A 13,192-nucleotide genomic window follows, 5' to 3' on the forward strand; every position below is an offset into this window, starting at 1 on the left:
TACGACAATGTTCGACAAATTAACTTCTAGGTGTTTCAGTATAAGTATAGATAATTCGCCCATTTTGCTTGGCCTCACCTCTATAATGTTTAAATAATGGGTGTTTTACAAGAATTTCACGAAATTCGTAAAATTCTTCCTTTTGAATTTCAATACTTTCTCTTTCCCCATTTTGTAATTGTTTAAGCATATTTTCGTATTTTTCCATGAACTTTATTCCTCTCTTTGCCTCATTTGTGTAATAAATTATGAATTATTTAAAAAAAGCTTTACGTTTACCAATTTTTCATGCAAACTGTATATTATTAGTCGATGAAGGAGCTGACTGTCTGTGAAAATAGCTGAAGTTGGAAATATTATCGAGTTTAAAAATGGTCTCCAAGGTATTGTAGAAAAGGTAAATGAAAATTCGGTGATCGTTAACTTAACATATATGGAGAATTTTGATTCCCTTGAAATTGAAGAAAAAACGGTCGTCAATCATAAACGATATAAAATTTTATATACTAATGAAGCTTAATAGTCTGAATAGTCCCTATTTGTCTTAATAGATGATAAGGGACTATTTTTTTGATAAGATTAAGGTATGGAGGTCGAATATGCTAACAAATTCGAAACAAACAATACTATTTCTCCTTTCTTTATTATTCGTTTATGGTATGCTTGCTTTTACCTTTGCTAATCAAGCTGTATTTTGGTACATGTATGCATTCACTCTACTAGTATGTATTGCCATTGCCATCTTAGCTGGCTCCATTGAAGATCAATTACCTACTTGGCAATTTTTACTCTTTGGTATTGGATACGGTACCATCACATATGGTATTATTCGCTTTGGTTACTGGCTCGCTCCATATATTAATAATAACTTAGTACAATCCGTTCAAAAATTTTTAGCAAGCTACGGACCACAAAATATTTGGCACTATGTTTTACTTGTATTTATCGTTGCCATAGGTGAAGAATTATTTTGGCGTGGTTATATCCAACAACAGTTAAAACGTTTTATGCGCCCACCGCTGGCTGTCATAGTTACCGCAGTATTATGTGCTGTATCAATTGCCCTTAGCGGATTTATGCTTGGTGTCATTGCTGCATTGGTAACAAGCATTATTTGGGGCTTCTTATATGAATGGCGTAAAAGTATGCCACTTGTTATTGTAGCTCATGTCGTTTTTGTACTATTATTATTTTTAGTGTTGCCGTTAACATCATAACATTAATATTTGGAAACATTTTATCTTTACTAACGTTTAATTTAGAAAAGGAGGGTTTTTTATGCAAAAAAAATTAGTTTCAATTCTTGCATTATTACTAACAGCCGTATTAGTTGTAGGTTGTAATACATCTGATAAAACAGGGGATTCAGATGCTCAACAAAATGAGCCATCAAATACTGCTGCCGATCAAAAACCATCTGGAGATGATACAGCAGGTGAATCAAATGAGGAAGAAGAAGATACACCTGCATCAAATGATACAAATACAGAGGATGCTTCTAAACAGCCTAAACAAGATGTAAAATACGTCCAAAATGGTGTAGATAAAACTGAAAAGGCAACTGAATCAGCAAGTGTTGATCAAAGCTATAAACTACAACAGCTTCCTGGTTTTACACTGACACAAGAAGAGCCTGGTAAAGACATGTTAGTGTCCAATGATGATGACGAAGTGTTTATGCGTATTGAAACAATTGAAGCTTCACAATCGAGCTTTGAAGAAGTAAAAACAACTATGCAAGATTATATGAACGCAGTGGGTGAAACAGTAGCTCTAACTGCTGAGGAATTAGCAGCATTTAAAGATGTTCAAAATATCGAGGGTTATGTTGTGGACTTCGACACTGAGAAAGTAATTGGGGTTGTCCTTGAGAAAGATGGTCTCATTACAAAATTAACTATTCATGATAATGATGAACAAGATTTAACAGATGCTATGCTTAATATGGCAGCAACTATATCTAAAAAATAATAAAATGCTAAGGACGATAGACATAGTCTATCGTCCTTCTATTTGATCACAAAAAAGTTGTCTCAAATCAATGAGACAACTTTTTTAATAAGATAGGTCTTTGATAGAAAGGCCAATTTTCTTCAATAACGTAATAGCTTGCTCTTTTTCTTCTGGGGATAGTACACTCATTAATTCATGCAAATGCTGTTCGTGTTTTGGGAACAGCTCTCCCATAAAAGCTTCACCTTCAGGGGTGATTTCTGCATACGTAACACGACGATCAGCAGGACAAGATACTCGTAATAAGTAACCTCTCTTCTCTAGCTTATCAATGACATACGTAATAGACCCACTGGCTAACAAAATTTTATTGCCAATTTGCTGTAATGGCTGTCTTCCTTTATGATAGAGAAGTTCTAGAACAGCAAATTCAGTTGGGTTTAAACCATTATCCTGAAATAATTGATGTGTTGTTTCATTAATTGCTTTTAGTGCACGTGATAATACAATATATAATTTTAAAGATTGTTTTAGATCTTCTGACGGCATATTCTTTTCCTCTCACTTCGCTCTTTATACATGACATTATAGCGACATTAGAAAAGCATTGTCAAAAGCAATATATGATTTAGAAGGTTTTGTTGTTCATTATGCAACCATTTTTACTTTCTTTATGTTACTAAATAAGCAGAATCTTTTGTGGATACTTCCATTGTATCCATCTGATTGAATGTGTAAATTGGAAACTGCAGATGGAAGCATGTCCCCTTCTGTAGTTCACTACTAACGCCAATTACTCCTTCATGTTCTTCAATCACCTTTTTCACGAAAGCAAGGCCCAGTCCTGTCCCTGTTGATTTTGTCGTGTAAAAAGGCTGGAATAGGTTTTGAAGTGTCGTGCTGTCCATGCCAACACCTTCATCTTTTATCATAAGTTCGACAATCGCACAGTCATTTGTTGCCATTTCGACGGTAATCGTACCACCATTATTCATGGATTCCATTGCATTTTTAATTAAATTCATCAGCACTTGCTTTAGTCGATTCTCGTTGCCGCCAATATAGACTTGATTAGAGGTTGAAATATACTGAATCATAATATTTTTCATGAGTGCATCTGGTAGCATAAACTCAATGACTTGCTTTACAATATGATCCAGTTCTAATAATTCCACTTTCATCGTTGTTGGCTTAGACAATACTAATAATTCGGATAAGATTTGTTCCATCCGTTGAAGCTCACTGTCAATAACAGAGAGATACATGCGTGATTCATCATCAGCATTTAATTTTAGTAATTCAGTAAAACCCTTTAAAGAAGTTAATGGATTACGAATTTCATGTGCAATACTCGCTGCCATCTGTCCCACAACGTTTAATGCTTGCTGATGCTCAACTTTATGTTGAAGTTGCTTTTTCTCTGTTTCATCATTAATCACAGTGACAATAATATTATTGTATTCATCAAAAATACTTGAAATTTCATAATAGCAAGTTCTGCTTACTTGTGTTTCATCGACTACATGAATGCTTGCATGTTTTTCACCCATTAACTTAGAAAGGTAGGTTGTAATTTGCCCCTTTTTCAATGTAAATGAATCAAATATATGCTGATGCGCTTTATGAAGAAGCTGCGAATTTTCAACTTTCAGAAACATTTCCGCATATTTATTTAGCCCAAGAATAATACCACTAGCGTCACTAACAATAACAGCATAAGGTAAGTAATCGTAGGCATTAAAAGATTGCGCTCTCTCATGTGCTTGGCTAACATATAATTTATGGGCAACATCATCATTTAATGTTGAAATTTGCGCAACAATTTCCTCTGTATTAGGATCATAAAAGCATTTGAAAGATAACATTTCGTAGTCATTTCCAACTGTGCGAATATTGAAAATTTCCTCTGAACGTAAATCATTTTGTAACTGTTTGACGAACTTAGTCCATTTAAAATTAGATGGCTCGTCCATAGCTAAATAGCCAATATAGGTTAAATTAAGATTGAAAAGATTGATAGCAGCCTCATTGACGTTTAAAATTTTCCCTGCTTTATTGAGTATAAGTGTTGGTGACGAAGTACTTTTCATAAGATTTCCAAAACATTGATTAATATCATTTTGCTTCAACTTTCTCACCGAACCTTTCAAAAGAGTAAAAAACCTCTAAAATCGAATTTTGAGCCTTTACTATACTTTATGACAGCACGATTCTATTATTACAAAATTTAGTAAATTTAAGTATTTTAAATTATTTCACGAACCGTTCACAAAATAAATAGGTAAAAAGAATTATATTGTATGTCAGATACTTGACTGATACAATAGGATGTTGAAAGGAAGATTATTGCATGAATACTATTTTAACTACTTTGAATGCAAAGTATATTCACACAAATTTAGCATTGCGCTATTTAAAAGGCGCAGCTTTACCGGAGTTTAATCCAATTATAGCAGAGTATACTATTAAAGACCCTGCTTTTAATATTGTATCAGATTTATTCCAAAAAAAACCTGATATCGTTGGATTTAGTTGCTATATCTGGAACATCGAAGAAACAATTCACGTTATCAAGATGTTAAAAACTGTCTGTCCAAATGTTAAAATTCTGCTCGGGGGACCTGAGGTTTCTTATGATTGTCACCATTGGTTACGTCGAATACCTGAGGTAGACTTCATTGTGATGGGTGAAGGAGAAACTTCATTTAAACAATTACTGCGCTATTTCCACGGTGAAATATTGTTAGAAGATGTTCCTGGTATTTGTTATTTAGAGGACGAGAAAGTCAAGATTCACGCTATGCCACCTAAAATTGATTTGCGCGAATTACCAAGTCCTTTTCGTTTTGAGGAGGATCTGCCCTATCTAGGTAAGCGAATTCAATATATCGAAACAAGCCGAGGCTGCCCATTTAGCTGCCAATTTTGTTTATCTTCTATTGAAGTTGGCGTCCGATACTTTAACCGTGAAAAAATAAAAGAGGATATTCGTTTCTTAATGGATAACGGAGCTCGAACAATTAAATTTGTGGATCGCACCTTCAACATCAGTCGTAGCTACGCAATGGAAATGTTCCAATTTTTAATTGATGAACACAAACCAGGTGTTGTATTCCAGTTTGAAATCACGGCTGATATAATGCGCCCTGAAGTCATTCAATTCTTAAATGATAATGCACCAAAAGGTTTGTTCCGATTCGAAATAGGTGTTCAATCTACGAACGATTTAACAAATACTCTTGTAAAACGTCGTCAAAACTTTGAAAAACTAAAGCGAACAGTTACTATGGTGAAAGATGGCGGAAAAATAGATCAACATTTAGATTTAATTGCAGGTTTACCAGAGGAAGATTACGCTAGTTTTCGTCAAACATTTAATGATGTCTTTGCAATGCGGCCAGAGGAATTACAGCTTGGATTTTTGAAACTTTTACGCGGCACAGGACTTCGATTAGAAGCCGAGAAGTTTGGCTATACCTATGTGGATCTATCTCCTTACGAAATCTTTTCAAATAATGTTCTAACATTTGATGATATCGTCCGTATTAAGCATGCAGAGGATGTTCTTGAAAAGTATTGGAATGATCACCGTATGGATCATACGATTGAATACTTGGTTACAGAGGTCTTTGATACACCATTTGATTTCTTCCAAAACTTCGGAACATATTGGGAAACAAAAGGTTGGTCTCGTATTGGTCATCAGCTAGAGGATTTATTCCGTCGTTTATTAATGTTTTTAGAAACGATTGATGATGTGAATTTAAACATTGTCCAGAGTTTAATGCAGCTTGATTACTTAATGGCTCAGCAGTTCCAACCACGGAAGCTATGGTGGAATGAGCGTCCTACAGAAGAGCAACAAAAAGCCCTTTATCACGCTTTACGAGAAGATCCAGCTATCGCAGGCGAGGAATTTGCTAACTTTAAGTTAACTGAAAAAGAGTTGTTTAAGCATACCTTGATTATCCCTCATGCTCTTGATTACCAAGAGTTTGCAAATGGCAAAATTGTACAAAAAAATGGCTATCTGTTAACCTATTTCCGACATGGTCAAGCACCTTACTTTGCAACAATCTACTCTAACTAATAAGAAACGCTAGTCCTGTCATAACTATCAGGACTAGCTTTTTTTATTACTTAAACGATTCTTAAATCCTCATAGTAACAATAAAGACTGCTAAATTTATTCCTTCTGCGCTTCATTGTTCGGTTAGTTAAGTACTCATAGCCAGCCTTACCAATATAGGTCAAATTCCTTAAATAAAGATTGATAAAACTTTGTAAAAAATGCCCAAAAAACAATCTATCTAATCAGGAAATAAAATTTTAAATTTTTTGAATATTTTATGACAAGATAATATTTTTTACTTTTATATGAGGTTTACGATGGAATTACTCCTTACTTAATGCCTCACATACTTTAAAAATTTAACCAATAATTACTCGTTCCTTCGGATAGTGGAAGCCTGATTTCTTTCCTCTTCCGCCACCCCCAAGAGTATAAAGGAATGATATTAATCCAACTCGACCAATAAACATTAAAATAATGATAATGATTTTACCAACCACTGATAAATCAGATGTTATGCCTAACGACATACCACATGTACCGAACGCTGAAGTAATTTCAAAAATAATTTGAATAAGAGATGCGTGTGGCTCTGTTATAAGCAAGATAAGGGTTGCAACTAATACCATGAAAAAGGCTAATAAAATTACGACAAATGATCGGAAGACATCAATCAAATGAATTTCTCGTCCAAATACTTGGATATCCTCTCTTCCTCTAGCAAAGGTAATTAAGAATAAAATGGCCAAGGCAAAAGTTGTGGTGCGAATACCTCCACCAACTGAGCTTGGGGAAGAGCCAATGAACATCAGGAAGCTCATGAATATATCTGTAGCTTCACTAAAAGTCGTGACATCGTAAGTAGTCAGTCCAGCTGATCTCGTTGATACAGAATGGAACATTGCTGAAAATAATGCCTCATGCCAAGACATTTCCTTAAAAGAATGGAATGATTCAAGGAGTAAAATGACAAGTGCACCAACTATAAATAAAATAGCGTATGTTGAAGTAGTGATTTTAGTAAATAAACTAAAACGGAAATTCTCGCGTCGATTAAGCAAAAAAGTCTTCAATTCAATTAATACCGGAAATCCGATAGCACCTAATACAATCAGTACCATGGTAACCATCTGTACAAAATAATCATCATGGAATGGGAGTAAGCTCATTCCCGTTATATCGAATCCTCCATTTGTCGTAGCAGAAATAGAGGCAAAAATTCCATGTAAAAAGGCTTCTTCTAACGTATCAAAATAATTGGTAAAATGTAGCGTTAAAATAATGGTACCCGTTAATTCAATGCCAAATAAAATTTTTAAAATTTCGCGGATTAATTTAACAACACCAGAGACACTGTACTGGTTATGATCAATCATTATTAACTGACGCTCACGCATGCCTATTTTTTTCCCAACAAGCAGCCACACAAAGGTACCAAGTGACATAATACCAATGGCGCCTAACTGTAAAATAACAAGAATCATTACAAGCCCAAAGGTAGTATAGGTTTCCGAAATATTAATGGTTGTTAACCCAGTAACACTTACTGCACTTACTGCTGTAAACAAGCTATCTAAAAAAGAGACTTTTACACCTTCTTGATGAACGCCTGGAAGCCGTAATAACAGGAAGGAAATCGCTATTGCTATAAAATAATAAGAAACAAGTACCTGAAATGGTGTGACTAGTTTATTTGATGATTTTTTCCAAGGCACTTTAACAACTCCTCCCACATATGATGCCCAACTAGATAGATTATAGTATAGAAAAAATACATAAAAAAAGAAAGAGGAATAGTGATAACTATTCCTCCAACGTTCATCTACTTATTTTTTCTTTCTTACACCGACTAAATAGCCGACAAAAGCAATACCTACTAGGACAATCCAGAATGTTAACTCCCATGCCGTGGAATGTGGAAATTCTTTAGGCAATATTCCCACCTTCTCATGTGCCAATGTTAAGACAACTAACTTCACACCTACCCAGCCAACGATTAGAAATGCCGCTGTTTCAAGTGAAGGGTAATCATTTAATATTTTTACAAACCATTGGGCAGCAAACCGCATCATAATGACACCAATAAATCCGCCAAGGAGCATCACAATGAACTGACCGCCATTGATGCCACCAATATCAAATTCACCTAAGTGTGGCAAAGTTACAGCAATTGCAACGGCTGCTAGCATCGAATCAATAGCAAATGCTATATCGGCAGCCTCTACTTTTAGTACTGTTAACCAGAAACCAGAACCCTTTTTTCCACCATTTTCGGTTGCTGCTTCTTCTTCATCTTTATGTTTTCGTAAATCATATATATTTTTCGCAGACATAAATAATAGATAAGCTGCACCGACCGCTTGTATTTGCCAATAATTTACTAAAACTGTAATAACAAATAATGCGGAGAATCGGAATATCAATGCTCCAAATAGTCCATAAAATAACGCCTTTTTTTGCTGCTCTTGTGGTAAATGCTTCACCATAACAGCCATTACTACCGCGTTATCAGCTGCTAGTAATCCCTCTAATACAACAAGGACAATTAACACCCAGCCATATTGTAGTAAAATCGCTTCCATTCTAGTGCCTCCTCTAAGCTCTCTATACCCTCAATGACCCTGTCATTCAAGTATAAAAGAAAAAAACCCCTGCCCTAATTCAGGCAAAGGTCTCGCTAAGTAAATTCGTACCCTTTCTATTTATGGTACTTCAATCTACACGTCATACGTATAGAGCCATTCACTATCACACCCGATGGTTGTACCATGTCTTGACGAATGTGAAACCAGGGAAAGTTAATTACCTGTTAGCTACTCCCCTTTGACAAATTGTCGAAGGTATCTTCTTTCAAATATTATAGCACTATCATTTACAACTGACAAAAATATCTATATGTTTTTTTCGTTACTTAATCTGAATTTGATAGCTCTTCTCTTCCTTATGTGCTAAATAAAACTCAATCATTTTTGGCATCGTCTGTATAAAATCAGGACATGTAATACCACCTTTTTGTAAGATATGATATGCTTCAGTCGTATCAAATGAAGCATTCCATGTTAAATAATCTAATGTTTCTTGTTCGACACCTAATTTTTTTCGAATAAATGGAATCTGCAATGAAAGCTTAGCCAATGTAAATGGTAAACGTCCTTTTGGATAAGAATTTGTAACTAGTTTCACCATTGTACGGTATACCTCCTGTACAGGGTGAGGATTAGGATCAGTTAAATGAAGTGTCTTCCCTTCTGCACTCTGTTCACTAACCAGAAAAGTAGAAGCATTTATAATATAATCAACTGGCACTACATTAATTGTCGATGAAGTTTGACCAATGTACGGAATAAAAGGTAAACCTTTTAAACGTTCAACTAAGTTTAAGAAGAAATAAGGACCATCAAATTTAATGGTTTCACCAGTTTGGGAATGACCACGAACAATTCCAGGTCTAATTATTGTCAATGGTATTTCCGATTTTAAATCTTCTACTCTGTGCTCAGCCTCATATTTTGTTTCCTCATAGTGGTTTTTAAATGCTGTTGGTCGAATTAATTCATTTTCACGCAGTACGCCCTCACGTGTACCAGCCACATAGGCAGTGCTGAAATACATATAGCGCTGTAAATTTGGTAAGGTGCTAACAAAATCATTAACCATTGTTGTACCATGAACATTTACCTTCCAGGCAATATCACGTGGTACAGCTAAATCATAGATAGCAGCTAAATGCCAAAGCACTTCAATTTGCGGTACAATTTCTTTGATGATTTGATTTTCTAATCCAAGGTTTGGTAGTGTAATATCGCCTTCCACAATTCGAATCGAACAGTCAGGAAAATCCTCTAATATTTTGTTTTTTTCTTTATGTGCCTTTATGGTTTCACCAGCCAATACAATGGTAATTACTTGTTGTGCTTGTTTCTTTTGAAATAATGCTCGAATTAGTTGACTCGAAATGAAACCAGGAAAACCTGTAAAAAAATGAACCTTCATCTCCCATTCCCCCTTGAACCTAGTGCATCTTTCTTGTATCTTTATCCATTAAACTGTAAATGATCGGTACAATATACAGCGTCAGTAAAGTTGAGGTCACAAGCCCTCCGATAACAGCAATCCCCATTGGCTGATTCATCTCGGTCCCTTCTCCAATGCCCAGTGCGAGTGGTAAAAGCCCTAAAATAGTTGTTAAGGCTGTCATTAAAATTGGACGAAGCCGATCTTGGGTAGCAAGTAAAATTGCCTCATAAGCTGGCATGCCCATTGCCTTTTGCTGATTAATATAATCTACCAGCACAATACCGTTATTTACGACTATTCCTACTAGTACTAGGATACCGATAACTGAGGTTACACCAATTAAAGTATTTGTTAGGAACATAGCTATCGCCACACCAATGATCATTAATGGAACAGTAAACATGATAACAAACGGATATTTAAATGACTCAAATTGAGCTGCCATCACAATATATACAAGCACGATGGCTAGCATCACAGCTAGTAACATATCATCAATTGCACTATCATAGAGCTCTCTGTCCCCACTGAACACAACTTGAGTAGTAGATGGTAAATTAACTTGTTCTAATGCTTTATCTACTTTTGCAGAGATTCCTCCCAAAGATTCCTTTGTTTCATAATCTACAAAAAAGGCCACTGCTGCTGCTTGATCAGAACGACGAATGGATACCGGCCCCTCTTGTATAGAAACGGTAGCCACTTCCTCTAACTTTACGAATAATCCTGCTGGCGAACGCAGCTGCATGACTTTTAAAGCATCTATACTCGTATTAAATGACTGCCCAAAACCTGTATAAACGGGTAATACTGCGCCGTCATCAGTAATCAATTGGGACGTTAATTGACCTTTTGTCATTTGATTTACAGTTTGAGCGATTTGTGCTGGAGCAAAACCATAGTCTTTTGCTTTTTCACGATTAACCTCAATTTGAATCTCTTGAACAGTATTATCTAAATCCGTAGAGACATTTGTCACTTGCTGAATCGCTAGTAGTTCCTGCTGCACTTTCTTAACAGTTTGCTGTAGCCTCTGTTCATCGGAATCTGTTAAACGGAATGTTAAGGTGTGTGGTGACGATCCTGTAGCTGTCGATACATTAAATGTAATTTCAGCTTGCTCTTCAAGCTCTCCCTGTATATCTTGTTCTAGCTCTTCTACAAATTTAAAAATGGAACGTTGCCTTTCTGCTAATGGAACAAGCTTTACATATATCTCAGCTTGGTTGGCGCTAGTTTGTCCACGTGCTTGGGATTGTTGTGTACCGCCAATTAAACTAACATACACATCTACATCCTTTTCCTGCTTTAAACGTTCCTCAATTTGCTTAACAATCTTTTCTGTTTCTGATACAGCGACACCTTTTTCAAGATTGACACTTATAGAGGTAAACCCCTCATCTGTAGGCGGTAAAAATTCAGTACCTATTCTAGTCAGTCCAAACAAAGAAAGACTAAAGCAAACCACTGTAAAAAGCAGTATAAGCATTCGATGCTTTAGTACCCATACAATTGACGCCTTGTAATGCCTATAAAAACGTGATTTACTGCGTTGTACATAAAAATTATTGTTTTTCATTTTTAAAAGTCGACTTGCTAGCATCGGAACGACTGTAAGCGCAACTACTAAAGATGCAATTAAGCTGAATGAGATTGTTAAGGCAAACTCTGTAAATATTTGACCAATCAATCCTTCGATGAACATAACAGGAATGAATACTGCTATTGTGGTCAAAGTGGAAGCTGTAATGGCAAGGGCTACTTCCTTTGTTCCTTCCTTTGCTGCAGTTATCGGGTCTTTTTCTAGTTCTAGATGTCTTTCTATATTCTCAATAACGACTATGGCATTATCCACAAGCATACCAATTCCAAGTGCCAGAGCACCTAATGTCATAATATTGAGGGAAAAATCCGCAAAAAACATCAAAACAAATGTGACAATAACGGAGTAAGGAATCGCAATACCAATGATGATCGGACTCTTTACACTACGTAAAAAAACAAATAGGATGAACATCGCAAATAATCCACCTAAGAGTAAGGAAGAGCCAATATTACTAATCGCTAAATCCACATAATTACCTTGATCAATTAAAATATCTGCTGTGATACCTTTATACTGATCTTTCTTTAGTAATGTCTCTAAGGCCTTCTGGAAATCCTTAGAAACCTCTGCCGTATTTGCACCAGATTCCTGTAATACAGACATAAGAACTGCTGGATGCTCATTTGCTCGTGTTGTGGTAATAGATTGTTGTTCTGTCCTCTCAACGGTTGCAAGATCACCAATGGTTAATGATTTGCCCGTTAAAGGGTCCACCGAAACAATTAAATTGGCAATGCTTTCCGGAGAAGATAATGTGCTAACTATACGTGTTGTTAGCATTTTGCCATCATCTGTTGAAACAGGCTCACCAGGAAGAGACACATTATTCGCTTGAACTATTTGCATCACATCTGTCTGAGTCAAGCCTTTTTCAACTAGCTTTGCTTCATCCAATACTATTTGGATTTCATCAATCAATTTGCCAGAAACATTCACACTGGCAACACCCTCTGTCCGTAGCAGTTCCTTCTCTAAGTGCTCTGCTAATACACGTACATCTACTTGATTATTTTCCGCACGTAAAGACAGCTGAATAATAGGAAATTGAGACGGATCAAATTTTAGGAAACTAGGCTTGCCAGCATCATTAGGCAATGGGGTCATATCAATTCGCTGTAAAATATCAAGTTGGACAACATCCATATTTGTGGACCAGTTGAACTCAAGCACAATTAAATTGGAGCCTTCCTGTGAGGTTGACTGGATTTTTTTGATACCAGGTAAGGTGGCAAGTGTAGCCTCTAATGGCTTCGTTATCTTTTCATTTACCTCCGTCGGGCTTGCCCCAGGATAAGAGGTGACAACCACTCCAATAGGAGGATTTAACTCTGGAATTAACGTAATCGGTATTTTTAATAAAGATACACCGCCTAGTATGATGACAAAAAGCATAGTAACAATCGTAAAGACAGGTCTTTTAATAGAAAAATGACTAATATTCATATAAACAAACTCCTTTTCTACCTCTTCCTTTCTATGATAGCCGAAAAGGAGATTATTTTATAAATAAGCTCCTGTTATTGAGATACTATCTCTAAGGAAAC

11 protein-coding genes are annotated in these 13,192 nt (G+C 35.8%); 4 read left to right on the plus strand and 7 right to left on the minus strand.

The genetic code is table 11. The features are described 5' to 3' along the window. Positions 1 to 19: 19 nt before the first annotated feature. Positions 20 to 208: a hypothetical protein gene (locus AAJG31_RS09645; protein ID WP_048391995.1), complete on the minus strand. Its 189-nt coding sequence runs from the start codon at positions 206 to 208 to the stop codon at positions 20 to 22. Positions 209 to 331: 123 nt separating this feature from the next. Here AAJG31_RS09645 and AAJG31_RS09650 point away from each other — a divergent pair, with 123 nt between their 5' ends. From AAJG31_RS09650 to AAJG31_RS09660, 3 genes are all read left to right on the plus strand, one after another. Next, entirely contained in the window at positions 332 to 520 is a 189-nt protein-coding gene (locus tag AAJG31_RS09650) for a DUF2187 family protein (RefSeq protein ID WP_004224583.1), read from the plus strand. A gap of 79 nt (positions 521 to 599) precedes the next feature. Beyond that, entirely contained in the window at positions 600 to 1,217 is a 618-nt protein-coding gene (locus AAJG31_RS09655; protein ID WP_004224581.1) for a type II CAAX endopeptidase family protein, read from the plus strand. 61 nt (positions 1,218 to 1,278) lie between these two features. Then, positions 1,279 to 1,971, plus strand: a complete 693-nt coding sequence (locus AAJG31_RS09660; protein WP_279494027.1) for a hypothetical protein — start codon at positions 1,279 to 1,281, stop codon at positions 1,969 to 1,971. A gap of 84 nt (positions 1,972 to 2,055) precedes the next feature. On the opposite strand, the gene AAJG31_RS09665 is transcribed toward AAJG31_RS09660, so the two are convergent. Both AAJG31_RS09665 and AAJG31_RS09670 read right to left on the minus strand, forming a co-directional pair. Then, positions 2,056 to 2,502 carry a MarR family transcriptional regulator gene (locus tag AAJG31_RS09665; RefSeq protein ID WP_004224579.1) on the minus strand — a complete coding sequence of 149 codons (447 nt, stop codon included), beginning with the start codon at positions 2,500 to 2,502 and terminating at the stop codon, positions 2,056 to 2,058. A 122-nt stretch (positions 2,503 to 2,624) separates the two neighbouring features. Further along, positions 2,625 to 4,043 (minus strand): ATP-binding protein, encoded by a 1,419-nt coding sequence (locus tag AAJG31_RS09670; protein WP_231595608.1) that lies wholly within the window; start codon positions 4,041 to 4,043, stop codon positions 2,625 to 2,627. A 260-nt stretch (positions 4,044 to 4,303) separates the two neighbouring features. Here AAJG31_RS09670 and AAJG31_RS09675 point away from each other — a divergent pair, with 260 nt between their 5' ends. Next, a complete protein-coding gene (locus tag AAJG31_RS09675) occupies positions 4,304 to 6,043 on the plus strand; it encodes a radical SAM protein (RefSeq protein ID WP_048391998.1) in 1,740 nt (579 codons plus the stop codon). A gap of 341 nt (positions 6,044 to 6,384) precedes the next feature. Here the strand turns inward: AAJG31_RS09675 and AAJG31_RS09680 are convergent, their stop codons facing one another. The 4 genes from AAJG31_RS09680 to AAJG31_RS09695 all read right to left on the minus strand — a co-directional run bounded on the left by AAJG31_RS09680 (position 6,385) and on the right by AAJG31_RS09695 (position 13,091). Beyond that, positions 6,385 to 7,740, minus strand: a complete 1,356-nt coding sequence (locus AAJG31_RS09680) for a potassium transporter TrkG (protein WP_054549806.1) — start codon at positions 7,738 to 7,740, stop codon at positions 6,385 to 6,387. Positions 7,741 to 7,851: 111 nt separating this feature from the next. Beyond that, positions 7,852 to 8,607, minus strand: coding sequence for a TerC family protein (locus AAJG31_RS09685; protein WP_054549805.1), 756 nt, complete (start codon positions 8,605 to 8,607; stop codon positions 7,852 to 7,854). Positions 8,608 to 8,932: 325 nt separating this feature from the next. Then, a complete protein-coding gene (locus tag AAJG31_RS09690) occupies positions 8,933 to 10,018 on the minus strand; it encodes an SDR family oxidoreductase (protein WP_103117508.1) in 1,086 nt (361 codons plus the stop codon). A gap of 19 nt (positions 10,019 to 10,037) precedes the next feature. Beyond that, positions 10,038 to 13,091, minus strand: coding sequence for an efflux RND transporter permease subunit (locus AAJG31_RS09695; RefSeq protein WP_103117507.1), 3,054 nt, complete (start codon positions 13,089 to 13,091; stop codon positions 10,038 to 10,040). Positions 13,092 to 13,192: the final 101 nt, after the last annotated feature.

It is taken from the genome of Lysinibacillus sp. BS3 (genome assembly GCF_039614735.1).
GTDB lineage: Bacteria > Bacillota > Bacilli > Bacillales_A > Planococcaceae > Lysinibacillus > Lysinibacillus capsici.